Below are 21077 nucleotides of genomic sequence, written 5' to 3'. Positions count from 1 at the left end.
TGGTGAACATGAAAATTGCTTTCGTCGGGAAGGGCGGCAGCGGCAAGACCACCCTGTCGTCCCTGTTCATCCGCCATCTCGCCACCACCGGCGCACCCGTCGTCGCCGTCGACGCCGACATCAACCAGCACCTGGGCGCCGCCCTCGGTCTCGACGAGGCGGCGGCCGCGGCACTGCCCGCGATGGGCGAGCGGCTGCCGCTGATCAAGGACTATCTGCGCGGCACCAACCCGCGCATCGCCTCCACGGAGACGATGATCAAGACGACCCCGCCGGGCGAGGGCTCCCGGCTGCTGCGGGTGCGCGAGGACAATCCGGTGTACGACGCCTGCGCCCGGCCGGTGGAACTCGACGGTGGCAGCGTCCGTTTGATGGTCACCGGCCCCTTCACGGACGCCGACCTGGGGGTCGCCTGCTACCACTCCAAGACGGGAGCGGTGGAGCTGTGCCTGAACCACTTGATGGACGGGCGTGACGAGTACGTCGTGGTGGACATGACCGCGGGCTCGGACTCCTTCGCCTCCGGCATGTTCACCCGCTTCGACATCACGTTCCTCGTCGCCGAGCCGACCCGGAAGGGGGTCTCCGTCTATCGCCAGTACAAGGAGTACGCCCGCGACTTCGGCGTCGCCCTGAAGGTCGTCGGCAACAAGGTGCAGGGGCAGGACGATCTCGACTTCCTGCGCGCCGAGGTCGGGGACGACCTGCTGGTGACGGTCGGGCACTCGGACTGGGTGCGCGCCATGGAGAAGGGCCGGCCGCCCCGGTTCGAGCTCCTGGAGGACGTCAACCGCGGTTCCCTGCACCGGCTGCAGAGCGCGGTCGACGCCACGTACGAGCTGCGGGACTGGGAGCGCTACACACGCCAGATGGTGCACTTCCACCTGAAGAACGCCCAGTCCTGGGGGAACGAGCGCACCGGGGCCGACCTGGCGGCGCAGGTCGACCCCGGGTTCGTCCTGGGCGAGAGCGTCGTGATGAACGCCTGACGGTTCACCGCCCGGGGCTCACCACTCGCGGCTCACCGCCCAGGGCTCACGGCTTGGCCGCCGGCGCTCCGGGTACGCCCTTCGGGGCCGGGGCGGGGCGGCCCGAGAGGAAGGACGCCCAGCCCTGCTTCGGGGCCTCGCCGACGCCGAGGGTCTGCATCCTGGCCAGGGCCTGCGGGTCCTGGGCGTCCAGCCAGTCGGCGAGCTGCCGGAAGGAGACACAGCGCACGTCGGGCTTGTTGCAGACCTGTTCGATGGTCTCCTCGACGGCACGCATGTAGGTGCCGCCGTTCCAGGACTCGAAGTGGTTGCCGATGATCAGGGGCGCGCGGTTGCCGTCGTAGGCCCGGTGGAAGCCCTTGAGCAGGCTGTCACGCATCTGGTCGCCCCAGAACTCGTGCTTGTTCGGGTCGCCGTACATCGTGCCCGACTGGTTCACGGCGAAGTTGTAGTCCATGGTGAGCTGCTCGAAGGTGTGGCCGGAGAACGGCACCAGTTGCATCGAGAGGTCCCACAGGCCTTCCTTCTTCTTGGGCCAGAGCTGGTCGTTGACCCCGCTGGTGTCGTAGCGGAAGCCCAGTTCACGGGCGGCCTTCATGAAGTTCTTCTGGCCCTCCAGGCAGGGTGTGCGGGCGCCGATGAGCTCCTTGTCGTAGTCGAAGGGCAGCGGGCTCGCGTTCTTCATGCCGGTGGTGGTCTTCCAGGACTTCACGAACTGCTTCGCCTGGGCGATCTCGTCCTTCCACTCCTCGACGGACCACTGTCCGACCCCGCCGCCGCTGCCGCAGAAGTGGCCGTTGAAGTGGGTGCCGATCTCGCTGCCCTCCAGCCACGCCCCGCGCAGTTGCTTGACGGTCTCGGCGATGCCCTTCTCGTCGTTGAAGCCGATGTCGGAGCGGCCCGGGGAGTGCTGCGGGGGCCGGTAGAGGTCACGCTTCTCCTCGGGGAGCATGTACACGCCGCTGAGGAAGTAGGTCATCGTCGCGTTGTTCGCCTTGGCGACCTTGCGGAAGTGGGAGAACAGCTTCTGGGAGTCCTCGCCCGCGCCGTCCCAGGAGAACACCACGAACTGCGGGGGCTTCTGACCGGGCTTCATGCGCTCGGGTCGGGGCAGGTGGGGCTGGAGCCCGGTGTACGCGGTGGAGCCGTCGCCGATCAGGCGGACCGCGCTCTTGGGCGGCGCCTGGGCCGGCTTCGCCTTCTGCGGGCCCAAGGTCCCTTCCTCGGCACCGTCGGTGCCGAGCGCGCAACCGGCGAGCGACGCGGCACAGAGCGCGGCGACCACGGCGCCCGCGGCGATCCTCTGGGTGGCGGCCATGTTCCGCCCACCTACTTCCTTCTCTCGGGGCCAACGACAGCGCCGTCAAGCTCGCACGAGGTCCGGAATGAATTAGTACGACAAGCCGATGAAATATCCACATCACCCTGATGGGTGACCTATTGCGCCATTTGCCAGAAAAGTCTATGCCTGGCCTTTACTCTGAATTACGATTCGTTTACCCAGCGTTGATGCATCCCGCCGCTGTACGCCGTGACCCACGGCCGCGACCCGACCCCCCGCCCTGGCGGGGGACCACCTGTTCCGCGACCGCGCTGCCCCGGAGGAGACGGGAACTATGTCCGCCTGCGTCCCCACCCGCGCCACCGACCCGAGTCGAGCCGAGCGCATCCACCGACCCCACAGCCCACCGCCGTCCGGGCCCCGCCGCTTCCGTGTCGCGGGCGCCGACGTGTCGGCCTCGATCGCGGTCTTCCTGATCGCCCTGCCGCTGTCCCTCGGCATCGCCCTCGCCACCGGCGCGCCTCTCCAGGCAGGCCTCGTCGCCGCCGCCGTGGGAGGACTCGTCGCCGGCCGGCTCGGCGGCGCCCCGCTCCAGGTGAGCGGCCCCGCGGCCGGACTCACGGTCGTCACCGCCGACCTGATCCACCGCTACGGCTGGCGGACGACCTGTGCCATCACGGTCCTCGCGGGCCTGGCCCAACTGGGCCTGGGCTGCCTGCGCGTGGCGCGCAGCGCGCTCGCCGTCAGCCCCGCCATCGTGCACGGCATGCTCGCCGGCATCGGCGTCACCATCGCCGTCGCCCAGCTGCACATCGTCCTCGGCGGCACTCCGCAGAGCTCCGTCCTGGCCAACCTCCAGTCCCTGCCCGCCCAGTTGGCCCAGGTGCGTCCCGCCGCCGTGTCGGTGAGCGCGCTGACCCTGGCCCTGCTGCTGCTCTGGCCCCGCATCCCCGGGCGGGCCGGCCGTCTGCTGCGCAAGATCCCGGCCGCGCTCGTCGCCGTCGCCGGGGCCAGCGCGACCGCCGCACTCGCCGGGCTGACGCTGCCCAGGGTCGACCTGCCCTCGTGGAGCAGCCATGCCCTGGCCGGGCTCCCCGAAGGCCCCGTGCTCGGTCTGGTCGCCGCCGTGCTGACCACCACCCTGGTGTGCAGTGTGCAGTCGCTGCTCGGCGCGGTCGCCGTGGACAAGATGGCCGCCGGCCGCCCCGGACTGACCGCCCGCGTCAGACGCTCCAACCTGGACCGTGAACTGCTCGGCCAGGGCGCCGCCAACATCGTCTCCGGGTCGCTCGGCGGGCTCCCGGTCGCCGGTGTCGCCGTGCGCAGTGCGGCGAATGTGCACGCGGGTGCCGTGAGCCGGAACTCCACGATGCTGCACGGCGTTCTCGTGGTGATCGCCGCGCTGCTGATGGTCCCGCTGCTCGAGCTCATCCCGCTCGCCTCGCTCGCCGCCCTGGTGATGGCCGTCGGCATCCAGATGGTGTCCCTGCACCACATCCGCACGGTGACCCGCCACCGAGAAGTCCTCGTCTACGTCGTCACCACCGTCGGCGTGGTGTTCCTCGGCGTCCTGGAGGGTGTCGTGCTCGGCATCGCCGTGGCCGTCGCCGTCGCCCTGCACCGCCTCGCCCGCACCCGCATCACCCACGAGGAGCAGGACGGAGTCCATCACGTACACGTGCGAGGGCAGTTGACGTTCCTCGCTGTGCCCCGCCTCAGCCGGGCCCTGCATCTGGTGCCCCACGGCGCCCGGGTCGTCGTCGAACTGGACGGGTCCTTCATGGACCACGCGGCGTTCGAGGCACTGCAGGACTGGCAGAACACGTACACCGCGCAGGGCGGCAGCGTCGAGCTGACCGGCCGTCGCGCCGGGGTCCGGATCGCCGAGCCGGGGGACGTCCCCGCCGCTCACACCGCACTCGGGATCGGAAGCGGGGCCGACACCGGGTTCACCGACCGCGCCGCCTCAGCGGGTTGCCGCTGCCGCCCCTGGACACCCTGGCGCAACCACCAGTGCGAGGACCCGCGGTCCACGCCCCCGTCCGGCGGACACCCGAGCGACTCCGGTGGCCTCGTCAAGGCGGGCGGGACCGGTCCGTCCAGTGCCGGCGGACATGAACTGGCGCGCGGCATCAGCGCGTTCCAGCGCAACACCGCTCCCCTGGTGCGGGGCGAGCTGGCCCGGCTGGCCCGTGAGGGGCAGCGCCCGGCGCAGCTCTTCCTCACCTGCGCCGACTCACGGCTGGTCACCTCGATGATCACCTCCAGTGGTCCGGGCGACCTGTTCGTGGTCCGCAATGTGGGCAACCTGGTGCCGATGCCCGGCGAGGAGAGCGGCGACGACTCGGTGGCGGCCGCGATCGAGTACGCGGTGGACGTGCTGAAGGTGCGGTCCATCACGGTGTGCGGGCACTCGGGGTGCGGAGCCATGCAGGCGCTGCTCAACACCGAGCCCGGGGGTGCGCAGACGCCGCTCAAGCGGTGGCTGCGGCACGGACTGCCGAGCCTGGAGCGCATGGCCGACGACAGCCGTCCATGGGCCCGGCTCGCCGGACGGGCGCCCGCGGACGCGGTCGAGCAGCTGTCTCTCACCAACGTGGTCCAGCAGCTGGAGCATCTGAGCGCGCACGAGTCGGTGGCGCGGGCGCTGCGGAAGCGGGAGTTGGAGCTGCACGGGATGTACTTCCACGTGGGCGAGGCACAGGCGTATCTGCTCACCGGGGTGAGCGGGGACGAGCTGTTCGACCATGTGGAGGCGGCGGACGTGTCGGCGTGACGGTGGAGGACGGGCGGCCCCGGTTCCGGTGGCCGCCCGTCCCGTACCGGTCATCGCCCGACGGACGAGAGGGCTGTTCACCGCGGGACTGCCGGTACGCGTGGTGGGCGTCGCACTGAACTCTGCCTGGTCGGCGTCCGTGGGTACCAGTGAACCCGGGCCGCCGACCTCGACGCGCTCAAAGGTCTAAACCAATTTTCCAACGGCCCTTGTCAGCGCACCCTCCGGTCTGATGAGCTGTGGCCTGGGACACAACGGACACCCTGGGAAAGGGAGATGTCGTGAGCAACGAAAGCCTGGCCAACCTGCTCAAGGAAGAGCGCAGGTTCGCGCCGCCCGCAGACCTGGCAGCGAACGCCAATGTCACGGCGGAGGCGTATGAACAGGCCAAGGCTGACAGGCTCGGCTTCTGGGCCGCACAGGCCCGTCGGCTGACCTGGGCCAAGGAGCCGACCGAGACGCTGGACTGGTCGAACCCGCCGTTCGCCAAGTGGTTCAAGGACGGCGAGCTCAACGTCGCGTACAACTGCGTCGACCGGCATGTCGAGGCGGGGAACGGCGACCGGATCGCCATCCACTTCGAGGGCGAGCCCGGCGACAGCCGCGCGATCACCTACGCCGAGCTGAAGGACGAGGTCTCCAAGGCCGCGAACGCACTGCTGGAGCTGGGGGTACAGAAGGGCGACCGGGTCGCCGTCTACATGCCGATGATCCCGGAGACGGCCGTCGCGATGCTGGCCTGCGCCCGCATCGGCGCCGCCCACTCCGTCGTCTTCGGCGGCTTCTCCGCGGACGCGCTCGCCACGCGTATCCAGGACGCCGACGCCAAGGTCGTCATCACCTCCGACGGCGGCTACCGCCGCGGCAAGCCGTCCGCGCTGAAGCCGGCGGTCGACGAGGCCGCCGACAAGGCGGGCAATGTCGAACACGTGCTCGTGGTGCGCCGTACCGGCCAGGACGTGGCCTGGAACGACAGCCGTGACGTCTGGTGGCACGAGATCGTCGACCGGCAGTCCGCCGAGCACGCCCCCGAGGCCTTCGGCGCCGAGCAGCCGCTCTTCATCCTCTACACGTCGGGCACGACGGGTAAGCCGAAGGGCATCCTGCACACCTCCGGCGGCTACCTCACCCAGACCGCGTACACCCACCACGCCGTCTTCGACCTCAAGCCGGAGACCGACGTCTACTGGTGCACGGCCGACGTCGGCTGGGTCACCGGGCACTCGTACATCGTCTACGGGCCGCTCGCCAACGGCGCCACCCAGGTCATGTACGAGGGCACGCCGGACACCCCGCACCAGGGCCGCTTCTGGGAGATCATCCAGAAGTACGGGGTCACCATCCTCTACACGGCGCCCACCGCCATTCGTACGTTCATGAAGTGGGGCGACGACATCCCCGCGAAGTTCGACCTGTCGTCGCTGCGCGTCCTCGGTTCCGTGGGTGAGCCCATCAACCCCGAGGCGTGGATCTGGTACCGCAAGCACATCGGTGCCGACCGGACGCCGATCGTGGACACGTGGTGGCAGACCGAGACCGGCGCGATGATGATCTCGCCGCTGCCCGGTGTCACCGCGGCCAAGCCGGGCTCCGCGCAGACCCCGCTGCCCGGCATCTCCGCGACCGTCGTCGACGACGAGGCGAACGAGGTGGCGAACGGCGGGGGCGGCTACCTCGTCCTCACCGAGCCGTGGCCGTCGATGCTGCGCACCATCTGGGGCGACGACCAGCGGTTCCTCGACACGTACTGGTCACGCTTCGAGGGCAAGTACTTCGCCGGTGACGGGGCGAAGAAGGACGAGGACGGGGACATCTGGCTCCTCGGGCGCGTGGACGACGTCATGCTCGTCTCCGGCCACAACATCTCCACGACGGAGGTGGAGTCGGCGCTCGTCTCCCACCCGTCGGTCGCCGAGGCCGCCGTCGTCGGCGCCGCCGACGAGACCACCGGTCAGGCCATCGTCGCCTTCGTGATCCTGCGCGGCACGGCGAACGCCGAGGACGAGGGCCTCGTCAACGACCTGCGCAACCACGTCGGCGCCACCCTCGGCCCGATCGCCAAGCCCAAGCGGGTCCTCCCGGTGGCCGAGCTGCCCAAGACCCGCTCCGGCAAGATCATGCGCCGTCTGCTGCGGGACGTCGCCGAGAACCGCCAGCTGGGAGACGTCACCACCCTGACCGACTCGACGGTCATGGATCTCATCCAGGCGAAGCTGCCGGCCGCGCCCAGCGAGGACTGAGTCACCGAGCCCGCCAGAAGGGGCGCCCGGCGCGAGCAACGCGCCGGGCGCCCCCTTTTTAGGTAAACTAAGAAAAACAAGCGTGACTCCATAGGTGTGCCGGGAAGTCTGGTCGGCGAGCAGCTTCGCCCTACCCATCGACCGGAGGTCCCCCGATGGCCGCGCCCCGCACCACCCCCACCCGCAAGGTCCTCGGACGGCTCTCCCTGCCGGAACGGACCTTCGTGGCGGACGCGCTGCGCACCGAGACCGTCGGCGGTGTCCTGCTCCTCGTCGCCGCGGTCGCCGCACTGATCTGGGTGAACGTCCCCGCGCTGCACGACAGCTACGAGAGCGTCAGCCACTTCCACCTCGGTCCCGAGGCGCTCGGCCTGAACCTCTCGATCGCGCACTGGGCGGCCGACGGACTCCTCGCGATCTTCTTCTTCGTCGCCGGCATCGAACTCAAGCGCGAGCTGGTCGCCGGTGATCTCAAGGACCCCAGGGCGGCCGCACTGCCGGTCGTCGCGGCCCTGTGCGGCATGGCCGTACCGGCCCTCGTCTACGTCCTGACCAACGTCACCGGCGGCGGCTCCCTGGACGGCTGGGCCGTCCCGACCGCGACCGACATCGCCTTCGCACTCGCCGTGCTCGCGGTCATCGGCACCTCCCTGCCCAGCTCCCTGCGCGCCTTCCTGCTCACCCTCGCCGTCGTCGACGACCTCTTCGCGATCCTGATCATCGCGGTGTTCTTCACCGCGGACATCGACTTCGCCGCCCTGGGCGGCGCGGTGATCGGCCTGGTCCTCTTCTGGCTGCTGCTGCGCAAGGGCGTACGCGGCTGGTACGTGTACGTGCCGCTCGCGCTCGTCATCTGGGGCCTGATGTACAACAGCGGCGTCCACGCCACCATCGCGGGCGTCGCGATGGGCCTGATGCTGCGCTGCACCCCCCGGGAGGGCGAGGAGCACTCGCCCGGCGAGCACATCGAACATGTCGTACGGCCGCTCTCGGCGGGGTTGGCGGTACCGCTGTTCGCGCTGTTCAGCGCCGGTGTCTCGGTGTCCGGCGGGGCGCTCGGCGATGTGTTCACCAAGCCCGAGACGCTCGGTGTGGTCCTCGGTCTCGTCGTCGGCAAGGCGCTCGGCATCTTCGGCGGGACCTGGCTGACGGCCCGCTTCACCCGCGCCTCGCTCAGCGACGACCTGGAGTGGGCGGACGTCTTCGCGGTCGCCGTCCTGGCCGGCATCGGCTTCACGGTGTCGCTGCTCATCGGGGAGCTGGCGTTCGACGGGGACGCGACACTCACGGACGAGGTCAAGGCGGCCGTGCTGATGGGCTCGCTCATCGCGGCGACGCTCGCCACCGTGCTGCTGAAGATCCGGAACGTCAAGTACCGCCGAATGGTCGAGGCCGAGGAGCGCGACGACGACCTCGACGGCATCCCGGACATCTACGAGGAGGACGACCCGGCGTACCACCTGCGCATGGCCGCGATCCACGAGAACAAGGCCGCCGAGCACCGCAGGATCGCCGAACTCATGGCCGCCGAGCGAACAGGGCTTGCCGAAGTGACGGGCGGGGCAGGCGAGGAGGACGACCGTCGGGCATGATCTGACGGGACGGTACAAAAGACTTTCCGGCCCACGACTTCCCAGTCGGGCACACGGCAGATTCAGGGAGAACGCGATGAGCGCACCCGACGGCAGCCCGGTCGGCGCCGAACGCAGCATCGGCCAGCTGTTCGCCTCGGCGACGACCGAGATGTCCGCACTGGTGCATGACGAGATCGCGCTGGCCAAGGCGCAGCTCAAGCGGGACGTGAAGCGCGGCGCGACGAGCGGCGGCGCGTTCATGGTGGCCGGCGGGGTGCTGGTGTTCTCGCTGCCGATGCTGAACTTCGCCCTGGCGTACGGCATCCGCACCTGGAGCGACTGGAACATGGCGGTCTGCTTCCTGCTGTCCTTCGCGGCGAACGTGCTCATCGCGGGGCTGCTGGCGCTGATCGGCGTGGTCTTCGCGAAGAAGGCGAAGAAGAGCGGCGGCGCGCAGAAGACCGCCGCGTCGATGAAGGAGTCGGCGAGCATCCTGCAGAACGCCAAGCCGCATCCGCGGCCGGAGCTGACGCAGGACCGTGTCCCGGAGGCCATCGAAGCTGTGGCACGCTCGTCGTCATGACGGACCCCGCCACATCTGCCTCAGTAGTACGACCGGACGGCCCCTGGACCCATCGCGAGGTCGCCGCCAACGGCGCCCGCTTCCACATCGCCGAGATGGGCGACGGCCCGCTGGTCCTGCTGCTGCACGGCTTCCCGCAGTTCTGGTGGACGTGGCGGCACCAGCTGCCCGCGCTCGCCGACGCCGGGTTCCGGGCCGTCGCCATGGACCTCAGGGGCGTCGGCGGCAGCGACCGCACCCCGCGCGGCTACGACCCGGCCAACCTCGCCCTCGACATCACCGGCGTGATCCGCTCCCTGGGCGAGCCGGACGCCGCGCTGGTCGGCCATGACCTGGGCGGCTATCTGGCGTGGACGGCGGCCGCGATGCGTCCGAAGCTCGTACGGCGGCTCGCGGTGGCCTCGATGCCCCATCCGCGGCGCTGGCGCTCGGCGATGCTCTCGGACGTCAAGCAGACGCGCGCCGGTTCCTACATCTGGGGGTTCCAGCGCCCCTGGGTCCCGGAGCGGCAGCTCACCGCGGACGACGGCGCGCTGGTCGCCCGGCTGATGCGGGACTGGTCGGGCCCTGTCCTGCCGGACGACGACGCGGTGGAGACGTACCGCCGCGCGATGTGCATCCCGTCGACGGCGCACTGCTCGATCGAGCCGTACCGCTGGATGGTGCGCTCCCTGGCCCGCCCCGACGGCATCCAGTTCAACCGCCGTATGAAGCGCCCGGTGCGAGTGCCGACGCTGCATCTGCACGGCTCGCTGGACCCGGTGCTGCGCACGCGGAGCGCGGCCGGCTCCGGCGAGTACGTCGAAGCGCCGTACCGCTGGCGGCTGTTCGACGGACTGGGCCACTTCCCTCATGAAGAGGATCCGGTCGCTTTTTCGACCGAACTGATCAATTGGCTGAAGGATCCCGAGCCCGATCGGTGACCGTGTGGACGCGCCCGGTATCCGGATCTGAACACCTGTCCGACGAACAGCCACTTGCCCGGCGCATAGGCCAATTGGGGGCCCTGGGGGCGGTTATCGACCTTGGGGCAGGGGCAGACGTCGGGGTATGGGCTGGACGCACGACTACAGTGACGCAGCACGCAATCGCCGCTCGGGCCATGGTCTGAGCCCCCACCAACGAGGAGGGGCCCCGCAGATGCAGGGCACGGATCTCCGGGTGGGCATTCCGCACATTCTGCGCCGCCGGGCCCGCTGGGTCTCGGTACGGCTGCGTCACCCTCGAGGCTGACGCACCCCCCACCTCACAGCGCGCAACTGTCGCTGTCCACCTGCTGGTTCGCGGTGCGTCCCTTGGCGATGTCCTCCTGGATCTCGTCCGCGGTCAGCACGTATCCGGTCTGGGCGTTGTCCAGGGACTTGGCGAACACCACGCCGTAGACCTCGCCTTCGGCGGTGAGCAGCGGGCCGCCGGAGTTGCCCTGGCGGACGGTCGCGTAGAGGGAGTACACATCGCGGTGCACGGTGCCGCGGTGGTAGATGTCCGGTCCGTTGGCCGGGATGCGTCCGCGCACGCGCGCGGCCCGGACGTCGTACCCGCCGTTCTCCGGGAACCCCGCGATGATCGCGTCGTCGCCGCTCTTGGCGTCCGTGGACGTGAACTCCAGGGCGGGCGCCTTGAGATCCGGTACGTCGAGTACGGCGATGTCGCGCTCCCAGTCGTAGAGGACGACCGTCGCGTCGTACTTCCTGCCCTCGCCGCCGATCTGGACGGTGGGTTCGTCGACGCCGCCCACGACATGCGCGTTGGTCATGACGCGGCGCTCGCCGAAGACGAAGCCGGTGCCTTCGAGGACCTTGCCGCAACTCTGGGCGGTGCCCATGACCTTGACGATGGACTGCTTGGCGCGGGTGGCGACCGGGCTGCCCGCGAGCGCCGGGTCGGGCGGCTGGACCTCGTTGATCGGCTCGTTGGAGAACGGGCTGAAGACCTGCGGGAAGCCGTTCTGCGCGAGGACCGAGGAGAAGTCCGCGAACCAGGTGTTGGCCTGTTCGGGCAGGGCTCGTGCGACGCCGAGGAGGACCTTGGAGCCGCGGACCTCCTTGCCCAGGGTCGGCAGGGTGGTGCCGGCGAGGGCGGAGCCGATCAGCCACGCCACGAGGAGCATCGCGACGACGTTGACGAGGGCGCCGCCGGTGGCGTCCAGGGCGCGGGCCGGGGACCAGGTGATGTACCGGCGCAGTTTGTTGCCGAGGTGGGTGGTCAGGGCCTGGCCGACGGAGGCGCAGACGATGACGACGACGACCGCGACGACGGCGGCGGTCGTGCTGACCTCCGAGTTGTCGGTGAGGGCGTCCCAGACGACGGGCAGCACATAGACGGCGACAAGACCACCGCCCATGAAGCCGATCACCGACAGGATGCCGACGACGAAGCCCTGGCGGTAGCCGACGATCGCGAACCACACGGCGGCGACCAGCAACAGGATGTCCAGCACGTTCACCGGTTCAGGCCTCGCCTCATCACACGACACAACACGGCAGACACCCTGTCATGACCGCCAGTCGAGCGGGACCTGCTTCTCCCGGTCCCAGGGGCGCTCCCATCCCGCGTAGTGCAGCAGACGGTCGATGATTCCGGCCGTGAAGCCCCACACCAGGGCCGATTCGACCAGGAATGCCGGGCCTCGGTGGCCGCTGGGGTGGACGGTGGTGGCCCGGTTGTCGGGATGGGTGAGATCCGCCACGGGAACGGTGAAGACCCTCGCCGTCTCGTTCGGATCCACGACTCCGACCGGGGTCGGCTCGCGCCACCAGCCCAGCACCGAGGTCACGACGAAGCCGCTGACCGGGATGTAGAGCTTGGGCAGCACGCCGAAGAGCTGCACGCCCGCCGGGTCGAGCCCGGTCTCCTCCTCGGCCTCACGCAGGGCGGCCCTGAGCGGTCCGTCGCCCATCGGGTCGCCGTCCTCGGGGTCGAGGGCGCCGCCCGGGAAGGAGGGCTGCCCGGCATGGGACCGCAGCGAGCTGGCCCGCTCCATGAGCAGCAGCTCGGGTCCGCGCTCCCCCTCGCCGAACAGGATCAGCACGGCCGACTGCCGCCCCGCCCCGTCCGCGGGCGGCAGGAACCGGCTCAGCTGCAGCGGCTCGACCGTCTCCACCGCGTGCACCACCGGGTCCAGCCACTGCGGCAGACCCTCCTTGCTGAGCGCCACGCCCTGTGCATTGCTCGCGCGCGTCATCGCCACCCCCGTCCTTGCGAGTCCAACGCCCGGCCACCCCGAGATCGTTCCTGGAGCCGTGCCGGCCGGCCCGTGCCCCTGGCGGCGCCCCTCATCCGGCCCCCAGCGGCGGCGCCGCCTTCCCGCCCGCGTCCAGGTAGGCCTGCGGGGGGTTGAGCCGCTGCCCGGGGAAGCCGCCCTTCTCGTACTTGAGGAGCTTCTTCGCCCTCTCCGGGTCCGTCTCGCCCTCGCCGAACGCCGGGCAGAGCGGGGCGATGGGGCAGGCGCCGCAGGCGGGCTTGCGGGCGTGGCAGATACGGCGGCCGTGCCAGATGACGTGGTGCGAGAGGTCCGTCCAGTCCTTCTTGGGGAACAGCGCGCCGATCGCGGCCTCGATCTTGTCGGGGTCGGTCTCGGCGGTCCACTGCCAGCGCCGCACCAGCCGCTGGAAGTGCGTGTCCACGGTGATGCCGGGCCGCCCGAAGGCGTTGCCGAGGACGACGAACGCCGTCTTGCGGCCTACGCCGGGCAGCTTGACGAGATCCTCCAGGCGGCCCGGGACCTCGCCGCCGAACTGCTCCACCAGTGCCTTGGACAGCCCTATGACCGACTTGGTCTTGGCCCGGAAGAAGCCGGTCGGACGGAGGATCTCCTCGACCTCCTCGGGGTTGGCGGCGGCCAGGTCCTCGGGGGTCGGGTACTTGGCGAAGAGCGCCGGGGTCGTCTGATTGACCCTCAGGTCGGTCGTCTGGGCGGACAGCACCGTGGCGACCACGAGTTGGAAGGGGTTCTCGAAGTCCAGCTCCGGATGGGCGTACGGAAACACCTCGGCCAGTTCTCGGTTGATCCGGCGGGCCCGGCGCACCAGCGCGGCGGGCGACTCGGCCTTCGCCGGCTTGACGGCGACGGTCTTGGCCGGAGCCTTTCCCGCCACGGTCTTCTTCACGGGGACCTTCTTCTCGGCCGCCTGCTTCACCACCGCCGGAGCCTTCTTCACCGCAGCCTTCTTTGTCACTTTTGCCGTTTTCTTTCCGCCACCGGGGTCCTGTTCGCCCACAGCGGAATCTCGACGTACAGCCACCCGCCCAGCCCCCTTGGCCTGTGCTCTCACCGGCGATTTGGACACCCGGCCAGCCTAGAGCCCGGCACCGACAATCGCCCCGGACCCGGAAGATCGGCGCCCGATTGGACCCCTGCCGCTTACCCCGGGACACCTGTGCGGCATCCTTGTGACAGATCACACTGTTTGGACCGTCCGGCAAAATGGGGAACACGGTCCCCTGGTACCAAGGGGGAGCAAGATCCCCTGAGCAGGTCGACAAGGAGAGAACTCGTGGACGACGTTCTGCGGCGCAACCCGCTCTTCGCGGCGCTCGATGACGAGCAGTCCGCGGAGCTCCGCGCCTCCATGAGTGAGGTGACCCTCGCGCGCGGCGACTCCCTGTTCCATGAGGGCGACCCGGGCGACCGGCTCTACGTCGTCACCGAGGGCAAGGTCAAACTCCACCGCACCTCCCCCGACGGCCGCGAGAACATGCTCGCCGTCGTCGGCCCCGGCGAGCTGATCGGCGAGCTGTCGCTCTTCGACCCGGGCCCGCGCACGGCGACCGCCACCGCGCTGACCGAGGTCAAGCTGCTCGGTCTCGGCCACGGCGACCTCCAGCCCTGGCTGAACGTCCGCCCCGAGGTGGCCACCGCGCTGCTGCGCGCCGTCGCCCGCCGGCTGCGCAAGACCAACGACCAGATGTCCGACCTGGTGTTCTCGGACGTCCCCGGCCGCGTCGCCCGCGCACTCCTCGACCTCTCCCGCCGCTTCGGCGTGCAGTCCGAGGAGGGCATCCACGTCGTCCACGACCTCACGCAGGAAGAGCTCGCCCAGCTGGTCGGCGCCTCCCGCGAGACGGTCAACAAGGCCCTCGCCGACTTCGCCCAGCGCGGCTGGCTCCGCCTGGAGGCCCGCGCGGTGATCCTGCTGGACGTGGAGCGGCTCGCCAAGCGCTCCCGCTGACGCTCGGTCTCGGCCGTACGGCTTCGAAGGGCCCGTCTCGCTGAGAGGCGGGCCCTCGCCCGTGTGGCCCTGGGGGCTGGAGCCTGCGCCCCCGGACCCCCGTTCGGCCGCGCCGTAAATCCGCTGCTCCCGCCCCCTTGTGGCGGCACAGTGAACCCATGGCCGAAACCGTTCTGCGCAAGGGTCTCGACGTCCAGGGCTACCTCGCCCGCGAAGGCTCCCTCGCGCGCGTGCCGCACGTCTTCCGGCCGGTCGTCGCCGCGGCGCGGGACCGGTTGCTGGATCTGTTCGGGCCGCGACTGCACAGCGCGTACCTCTACGGGTCGGTCCCGCGCGGCACCGCGCGTGTGGGCCGCAGCGACCTCGACCTGCTGGTCGCCCTGCACGAGGAACCGACGGACGCGGACCGTGAGGCGGCCCGGGCGCTCGACACGGCGCTGGACAAGGAGTTCCCGGAGATCGACGGTGCCGGGACGCTGCTTTACAGCCGGGCGCGGCTGCTGAGCGAGGCGGAGACGTACGACCTGGGGTGGTTCGTGGCCTGTCTGTGCACCCCGCTGCTCGGCGACGACCTCGCCGAGTACCTGCCGCGCTACCGGCCGGACTCTCGGCTCGCCCGCGAGACCAACGGCGACCTCGCCCTGCTGCTGCCGCGCTGGCGTGAGCGGATCTCCCGCACGGGCGACTCCGAGGGGGCGCTGCGCCCCCTGGTGCGCTTCATGTCCCGCCATCTCGTCCGCACCGGCTTCACCCTCGTGATGCCCCGCTGGAACGGCTGGACGAGCGATCTGACGGAGATGGCGGAGGCGTTCGGCGCGTACTACCCGCAGCGGGCCGCACAGATGCGGTCGGCCGCTGTGCGCGGGTACGCGCCGCGCGGCGACCGGGACGTGCTCATGTCGTACGTCGACGATCTCGGGCCATGGCTGGCGCAGGAGTACGCGCGCGTGCACGGGGTGAAGGCACCGCGTCCGGACTAGGCCTGCGCGCGCGTGAGGCGGAGGCGCCGCTCCCCGCTAGATCAGCCCGTGCTCCTCCAGATAGTCCAGCTGCGCCCGCACCGACAGTTCCGCCGCCGGCCACAGGGACCGGTCCACGTCGGCGTACACGTGCGCGACGACCTGGCCCGGCGTCGTGTACCCGTCCTCCACGGCCGTCTCCACCTGGGCGAGCCGGTGGGCGCGGTGGGCGAGATAGAACTCCACCGCCCCCTGTGCGTCCTCCAGGACGGGTCCATGGCCCGGGAGGACGGTGTGGACGCCGTCGTCGACCGTGAGGGACCTCAGACGCCTCAGGGAGTCCAGATAGTCGCCCAGGCGGCCGTCAGGGTGCGCCACGAGCGTCGTACCGCGTCCCAGGACCGTGTCCCCCGTCAGAACCGCCTGATCGGCCGGGAGATGGAAGCACAGGGAGTCCGAGGTGTGCCCCGGCGTCGGTACGACCCTCAGCTCCAGACCGCCGATCCCGACCACGTCCCCGGCGCCCAGCCCCTCGTCGCCCAGCCGCAGCGCCGGGTCCAGCGCCCGCACCTTCGTGCCCGTCAGCGCGGCGAACCGCACGGCGCCCTCGGCATGGTCAGGGTGACCGTGCGTCAGCAGGGTCAGGGCGATGCGCTTGCCGGCCTTCTCGGCGGTGTCCACGACGTTGCGCAGATGCCCCTCGTGCAGCGGCCCGGGGTCGACCACGACGGCCAGATCGGAGTCGGGCTCGGCGAGGATCCAGGTGTTGGTGCCGTCCAGGGTCATCGCGGACGCGTTGGGCGCGAGGACGTTGACGGCCCTCGGGGTGGCGGGGCCCGAGAGCACCCCGCCCCTCGGCTGACCGGGAAGGGCTGCGGCGTCCGTCATGCGGGGGCTCCACCGGTCGGGATGTGCTTGGTGAACTCGTCGTGCCCCGGCCAGGACAGCACGATCTCGTCGCCGTCCAGACGGGCCCGGGCCAGGACGGGGGTCAGGTCGCGGGCGGGGGCGGCCTCGAGGGCCTCGCCGGCGGTGCCGTACGGCGTCAGCTGGCGCAGGGTCGCGATCGTGGGCGGCATCATCAGCAGTTCGCCCTTGTCGTACGACGCCGCCGCCTCGGCCGGTCCGATCCACACCGTGCGGTCCGCCTCCGTGGAGGCGTTGCGGGTGCGCTGGCCCTCGGGGAGGGCGGCGACGAAGAACCAGGTGTCGTAGCGGCGGGGTTCGAACTCCGGGGTGATCCAGCGGGTCCACGCGCCCAGCAGGTCCGAGCGCAGCACCAGGCCGCGGCGCTCCAGGAACCCGGCGAAACTCACGTCCCGCGCGACCAGGGCCTGGCGGTCCGCCTCCCAGTCCTCCCCCGTGGTGTCACCGACCACCGAGTCCGGGGCCGGTCCGGCGAGCAGGACGCCCGCCTCCTCGTACGTCTCGCGTACGGCCGCGCAGACGATCGCCTGGGCCTGAGCCTCGTCGACGCCGAGCCGCTCGGCCCACCACGCGCGCGTGGGGCCCGCCCAGCGGATCTGGTGGTCGTCGTCGCGAGGGTCCACACCGCCGCCCGGATACGCGTACGCGCCTCCGGCGAAGGCCATGGAGGCGCGTCTGCGCAGCATGTGCACGACGGGGCCCGCGGTGGTGTCCTTGAGGAGCATGACCGTGGCCGCGCGCTTGGGGACGACCGGGGTGAGCGTGCCGTCGGCGAGCGCACGGATCCGTTCCGGCCAGTCCTGCGGAAACCACTGCCCATTCGCCATGGGCGGAGGCTATCCCGTGGTGCGCGAATGTTCGAGAGGGGCCCGGAGGTGCGGCTATGCCTCGGTGAGCTCCACCTGGACCTCGACCTCCACCGGTGCGTCCAGCGGCAGCACCGCCACGCCGACCGCACTGCGCGCGTGGACGCCCTTGTCGCCGAGGACCGCGCCCAGGAGCTCGCTCGCGCCGTTGACGACAGCCGGCTGGCCGGTGAAGTCCGACGCGGACGCCACGAACCCGACGACCTTCACCACACGCTTGACGCGGTCAAGATCACCGGCGACCGACTTGACGGCCGCCAGCGCGTTCAGCGCGCACGTGCGGGCCAGGTCCTTGGCCTCCTCCGGCGTGACCTCGGCGCCCACCTTGCCGGTGACCGGGAGCTTGCCCTCGATCATCGGCAGCTGGCCCGAGGTGTACACGTACACGCCCGACTGCACGGCCGGCTGGTACGCGGCCAGCGGCGGAACCACCTCCGGCAGCGTCAGCCCGAGCTCGGCGAGCTTCGCCTCGACCGCGCTCACGCCTTCTCCCGCTTCAGGTAGGCCACCAGCTGCTCGGGGTTGTTCGGCCCGGGCACGACCTGGACGAGCTCCCAGCCGTCCTCGCCCCAGGTGTCCAGAATCTGCTTCGTGGCATGGACGAGCAGCGGCACGGTTGCGTATTCCCACTTGGTCATGTGGCCGACTTTAGCCGCTGACCACACACAGGCTCCGCCCGCGTTATCCACAGCCTGCCGGTTGGTACCCGCATCGAATGGTTACGCTCGATGACGTGAGCAGGCTCCAGGTCGTCAGTGGCAAGGGCGGTACCGGTAAGACGACGGTGGCCGCTGCCCTCGCGCTGGCCCTGGCCACCGAGGGGAAGCGCACGCTTCTCGTCGAGGTCGAGGGCCGCCAGGGCATCGCACAGCTCTTCGAGACGGAGGCGTTGCCCTACGAGGAGAGAAAAATCGCGGTCGCACCGGGCGGCGGGGAGGTGTACGCCCTCGCCATAGATCCCGAACTGGCCCTTCTGGACTACCTCCAGATGTTCTACAAGCTCGGTGGAGCCGGACGCGCCCTGAAGAAGCTCGGCGCCATCGACTTCGCCACCACCGTGGCGCCCGGTCTCAGGGACGTCCTGCTGACCGGCAAGGCCTGCGAAGCGGTGCGGCGCAAGGAGAAGTCCGGGCGGTTCGCCTACGACCACGTCGTGATGGACGCACCCCCCACCGGACGCATCACCCGCTTCCTCAACGTCAACGACGAGGTGGCGGGACTCGCGAAGATAGGGCCGATACACAACCAGGCGCAGGCGGTGATGCGGGTGCTGAAGTCGTCGGAGACGGCCGTGCACCTGGTGACGCTGCTGGAGGAGATGCCCGTCCAGGAGACCGCGGACGGCATCGCCGAACTGCGGGCGGCGAAGCTGCCGGTGGGGCGGATCATCGTGAACATGGTGCGTCCGGAGGTGTTGGACGCGGACGAGTTGGAACTCGTCCGGGGCACCACTCGTTCCTCCTTCGCCCAGTCGCTGTCCGCCGCCGGGCTCGGCGGGGCACGGCGCGGCGGGCATGCCGAGCGGCTGGTGGACCCGCTCCTGGCCCAGGCCGAGGAGTACGCCGAGCGGTACGCGCTGGAGCACGAACAGCGCGCGGTGCTCAGCGAACTGGGCCTGCCGCTGCACGAACTGCCGCTGCTCGCCGAGGGCATGGACCTGGCGGGTCTGTACGAGCTGGCCACGGAACTGCGGAAGCAGGGGATGTCATGAGTCCGGACGTCGAGGGGCAGGCCCGGCACCACCGTCTCTCCCCCGCGCGCATGCTCGACCTGGACCCGCTGGTCGACGATCCGGCGACGCGCATCGTGGTGTGCTGCGGCTCGGGCGGCGTCGGCAAGACCACGACCGCGGCGGCGCTGGGTCTCAGGGCCGCCGAGCGCGGCCGGAAGGTCGTCGTCCTGACCATCGACCCGGCCCGCCGGCTCGCCCAGTCCATGGGCATCGACTCCCTCGACAACACCCCACGCCGGGTGAAGGGCGTCGAGGGCGACGGCGAGCTGCACGCGATGATGCTCGACATGAAGCGCACCTTCGACGAGATCGTCGAGGCGCACGCGGACCCCGAGCGGGCGTCCGCGATTCTCGCCAACCCCTTCTACCAGTCGCTCTCGGCGGGCTTCGCGGGCACGCAGGAGTACATGGCGATGGAGAAGCTGGGCCAGCTGCGGGCCCGCGACGAGTGGGACCTCATCGTCGTGGACACCCCGCCGTCCCGGTCCGCGCTGGACTTCCTGGACGCGCCCAAGCGGCTCGGGTCCTTCCTCGACGGCAAGCTGATCCGCGTCCTGCTGGCGCCCGCGAAGGTCGGCGGCCGGGCCGGGATGAAGTTCCTGAACGTCGGGATGTCGATGATGACCGGCGTGCTGGGCAAGCTGCTCGGCGGCCAACTGCTCAAGGACGTCCAGACGTTCGTGTCCGCCATGGACTCGATGTTCGGCGGGTTCCGCACGCGCGCGGACGCGACGTACAAACTGCTGCAGGCGCCCGGCACGGCGTTCCTGGTGGTCGCGGCGCCGGAGCGGGACGCACTGCGGGAGGCCGCCTATTTCGTGGAGCGGCTGGCCGCGGAGGACATGCCGCTCGCGGGGCTGGTCCTCAACCGGGTCCACGGCAGCGGCGCCGCCCGGCTGTCGGCCGAGCGGGCACTCGCCGCCGCGGAAAATCTTGAGGAGTCCCGCATTGTCGATCAGGAGGACGGGAAAGCTGGAGTTCGTAACTCTCCCGACACAGACGGCAGTTCAGAGTCCCCCGCATCCGATCCGGTGTCCGCCGAAGGCTCCCCCGCCGCGGACCGGACCGTCGAACAACTCACCGCAGGCCTGTTGAGGCTGCATGCCGAGCGTATGCGGCTGCTCTCCCGCGAGCAGCGCACGCGTGACCGCTTCACCGCGCGCCACCCCGAAGTGGCGGTGGCAGAGGTGGCCGCGCTGCCCGGCGACGTACACGACCTCGCGGGGCTGCGAGACATCGGAACGCGGCTCGCGGCCGCTCGGCCGGAGCTGCCCGAGACCGCGGACGGCTGAGCCGGAGCGGACGGACCCCCAGGGGCCCCGCCCTCAGCCCACCGCCGCGTAGTTCTCGTACACCTCATCGTCGTCGAGGGGCAGAATGCCGACCCCTCGCTCGTACTCCGTACGCGCGGTCTCCAAGAGCCGGCGCCAGGAGGTCACAGTGGGCCGCCTGCGCAGCAGCGCACGGCGTTCCCGCTCCGTCATGCCTCCCCACACGCCGAACTCGACGCGGTTGTCGAGCGCGTCGGCCAGGCACTCCGTGCGCACCGGACATCCGGTGCACACCGCCTTGGCCCTGTTCTGTGCTGCTCCTTGAACGAACAGCTCATCTGGATCGGTAGTGCGGCAGGCCGCCTGCGCACTCCAGTCGGTTACCCAGCCCATACCGGCGCCGTCCTCTCCCGAATCGAGGCTCCCCCACGGCGGCAGCGGCATATTCACCGCCGCCAGTTGAGGACGTTACGGAAGGTGGGCACAGCGCAACACCCCCTTCGGGCCCAATCTTGAATGGCCCGAACGGACTATGCGTAAGCGGCAGATCACCCGGGGGAGTGAGCTGGCGACATGCGTGATCATCCCGGCAAAGCGGGACAGTTCAGTTGAGTCACAACGGGCACCAGGTGACACACAAGGCGGATTCGGACACGTCCCCATCAAAAAGTTGGGAACCTCCGGAACGATTCGGGGTCGCCGGACGT

General features: G+C 70.4%; 20 protein-coding genes. 11 read left to right on the top strand and 9 right to left on the bottom strand.

From position 1 onward, the window contains the following. Positions 1–8: 8 nt before the first annotated feature. Positions 9–989 (top strand): ATP-binding protein, encoded by a 981-nt coding sequence (locus tag OG381_RS25845; protein WP_327718451.1) that lies wholly within the window; start codon positions 9–11, stop codon positions 987–989. Between the two features lie 46 nt (positions 990–1035). Here OG381_RS25845 and OG381_RS25840 read toward each other — a convergent pair whose 3' ends face one another. Then, positions 1036–2307: a hypothetical protein gene (locus OG381_RS25840; protein ID WP_327718450.1), complete on the bottom strand. Its 1272-nt coding sequence runs from the start codon at positions 2305–2307 to the stop codon at positions 1036–1038. 298 nt (positions 2308–2605) lie between these two features. Between OG381_RS25840 and OG381_RS25835 the strand changes: the two genes are divergently transcribed. The 6 genes from OG381_RS25835 to OG381_RS25810 all read left to right on the top strand — a co-directional run bounded on the left by OG381_RS25835 (position 2606) and on the right by OG381_RS25810 (position 10677). Beyond that, positions 2606–5047: a bifunctional SulP family inorganic anion transporter/carbonic anhydrase gene (locus OG381_RS25835; RefSeq protein WP_327718448.1), complete on the top strand. Its 2442-nt coding sequence runs from the start codon at positions 2606–2608 to the stop codon at positions 5045–5047. Between the two features lie 281 nt (positions 5048–5328). Beyond that, positions 5329–7287 (top strand): acetate--CoA ligase, encoded by a 1959-nt coding sequence (gene acs, locus OG381_RS25830; RefSeq protein ID WP_327718447.1) that lies wholly within the window; start codon positions 5329–5331, stop codon positions 7285–7287. A 155-nt stretch (positions 7288–7442) separates the two neighbouring features. Continuing rightward, positions 7443–8879 (top strand): Na+/H+ antiporter NhaA, encoded by a 1437-nt coding sequence (gene nhaA, locus OG381_RS25825; protein ID WP_327718446.1) that lies wholly within the window; start codon positions 7443–7445, stop codon positions 8877–8879. A 76-nt stretch (positions 8880–8955) separates the two neighbouring features. Further along, entirely contained in the window at positions 8956–9444 is a 489-nt protein-coding gene (locus OG381_RS25820; RefSeq protein WP_327718445.1) for a phage holin family protein, read from the top strand. After that, a complete protein-coding gene (locus OG381_RS25815; protein ID WP_307027839.1) occupies positions 9441–10367 on the top strand; it encodes an alpha/beta fold hydrolase in 927 nt (308 codons plus the stop codon). Before OG381_RS25820 ends, OG381_RS25815 begins: the two co-directional genes overlap by 4 nt. Before the next feature lie 127 nt (positions 10368–10494). Continuing rightward, entirely contained in the window at positions 10495–10677 is a 183-nt protein-coding gene (locus OG381_RS25810) for a hypothetical protein (RefSeq protein ID WP_095046639.1), read from the top strand. A 13-nt stretch (positions 10678–10690) separates the two neighbouring features. On the opposite strand, the gene OG381_RS25805 is transcribed toward OG381_RS25810, so the two are convergent. The 3 genes from OG381_RS25805 to nth form a co-directional block, all read right to left on the bottom strand. Next, positions 10691–11890, bottom strand: a complete 1200-nt coding sequence (locus tag OG381_RS25805; protein WP_327718442.1) for a MarP family serine protease — start codon at positions 11888–11890, stop codon at positions 10691–10693. Positions 11891–11938: 48 nt separating this feature from the next. Beyond that, entirely contained in the window at positions 11939–12628 is a 690-nt protein-coding gene (locus OG381_RS25800) for an NUDIX hydrolase (RefSeq protein ID WP_327718441.1), read from the bottom strand. A 91-nt stretch (positions 12629–12719) separates the two neighbouring features. Further along, positions 12720–13664 carry an endonuclease III gene (gene nth, locus OG381_RS25795; RefSeq protein WP_327722557.1) on the bottom strand — a complete coding sequence of 315 codons (945 nt, stop codon included), beginning with the start codon at positions 13662–13664 and terminating at the stop codon, positions 12720–12722. Positions 13665–13940: 276 nt separating this feature from the next. Here nth and OG381_RS25790 point away from each other — a divergent pair, with 276 nt between their 5' ends. Together OG381_RS25790 and OG381_RS25785 are read left to right on the top strand one after the other, a co-directional pair. Then, positions 13941–14615, top strand: coding sequence for a Crp/Fnr family transcriptional regulator (locus tag OG381_RS25790; RefSeq protein ID WP_266824125.1), 675 nt, complete (start codon positions 13941–13943; stop codon positions 14613–14615). A gap of 158 nt (positions 14616–14773) precedes the next feature. Next, a complete protein-coding gene (locus tag OG381_RS25785) occupies positions 14774–15595 on the top strand; it encodes a nucleotidyltransferase domain-containing protein (RefSeq protein WP_327718439.1) in 822 nt (273 codons plus the stop codon). A gap of 36 nt (positions 15596–15631) precedes the next feature. On the opposite strand, the gene OG381_RS25780 is transcribed toward OG381_RS25785, so the two are convergent. Genes OG381_RS25780 through OG381_RS25765 form a run of 4 tightly spaced genes read right to left on the bottom strand, consistent with a single transcriptional unit; the run spans position 15632 to position 18005 of the window. Further along, positions 15632–16462, bottom strand: a complete 831-nt coding sequence (locus OG381_RS25780) for an MBL fold metallo-hydrolase (protein WP_327718438.1) — start codon at positions 16460–16462, stop codon at positions 15632–15634. After that, the gene (locus OG381_RS25775) at positions 16459–17328 is read right to left on the bottom strand and encodes an NUDIX hydrolase (protein ID WP_327718437.1); all 870 of its coding nucleotides are present in this window, start codon (positions 17326–17328) and stop codon (positions 16459–16461) included. The genes OG381_RS25780 and OG381_RS25775 overlap by 4 nt, the downstream gene beginning before the upstream one ends. A gap of 54 nt (positions 17329–17382) precedes the next feature. After that, complete coding sequence (locus OG381_RS25770) at positions 17383–17850, bottom strand: RidA family protein (RefSeq protein WP_327718435.1); 468 nt, start codon at positions 17848–17850, stop codon at positions 17383–17385. Further along, a complete protein-coding gene (locus OG381_RS25765; protein ID WP_003967454.1) occupies positions 17847–18005 on the bottom strand; it encodes a DUF4177 domain-containing protein in 159 nt (52 codons plus the stop codon). Before OG381_RS25765 ends, OG381_RS25770 begins: the two co-directional genes overlap by 4 nt. Positions 18006–18100: 95 nt before the next feature. Here OG381_RS25765 and OG381_RS25760 point away from each other — a divergent pair, with 95 nt between their 5' ends. Further along, complete coding sequence (locus OG381_RS25760) at positions 18101–19078, top strand: ArsA family ATPase (RefSeq protein ID WP_327718434.1); 978 nt, start codon at positions 18101–18103, stop codon at positions 19076–19078. Beyond that, positions 19075–20391, top strand: coding sequence for an ArsA family ATPase (locus OG381_RS25755; protein ID WP_327718433.1), 1317 nt, complete (start codon positions 19075–19077; stop codon positions 20389–20391). The genes OG381_RS25760 and OG381_RS25755 overlap by 4 nt, the downstream gene beginning before the upstream one ends. A 33-nt stretch (positions 20392–20424) precedes the next feature. Here OG381_RS25755 and wblA read toward each other — a convergent pair whose 3' ends face one another. After that, positions 20425–20763: a transcriptional regulator WblA gene (wblA, locus tag OG381_RS25750; protein ID WP_063757766.1), complete on the bottom strand. Its 339-nt coding sequence runs from the start codon at positions 20761–20763 to the stop codon at positions 20425–20427. Between the last annotated feature and the right edge of the window lie 314 nt (positions 20764–21077).

It is taken from the genome of Streptomyces sp. NBC_00490 (assembly GCF_036013645.1).
GTDB lineage: Bacteria > Actinomycetota > Actinomycetes > Streptomycetales > Streptomycetaceae > Streptomyces > Streptomyces canus_F.
This window is presented reverse-complemented; position numbering and strand designations above follow the sequence as displayed.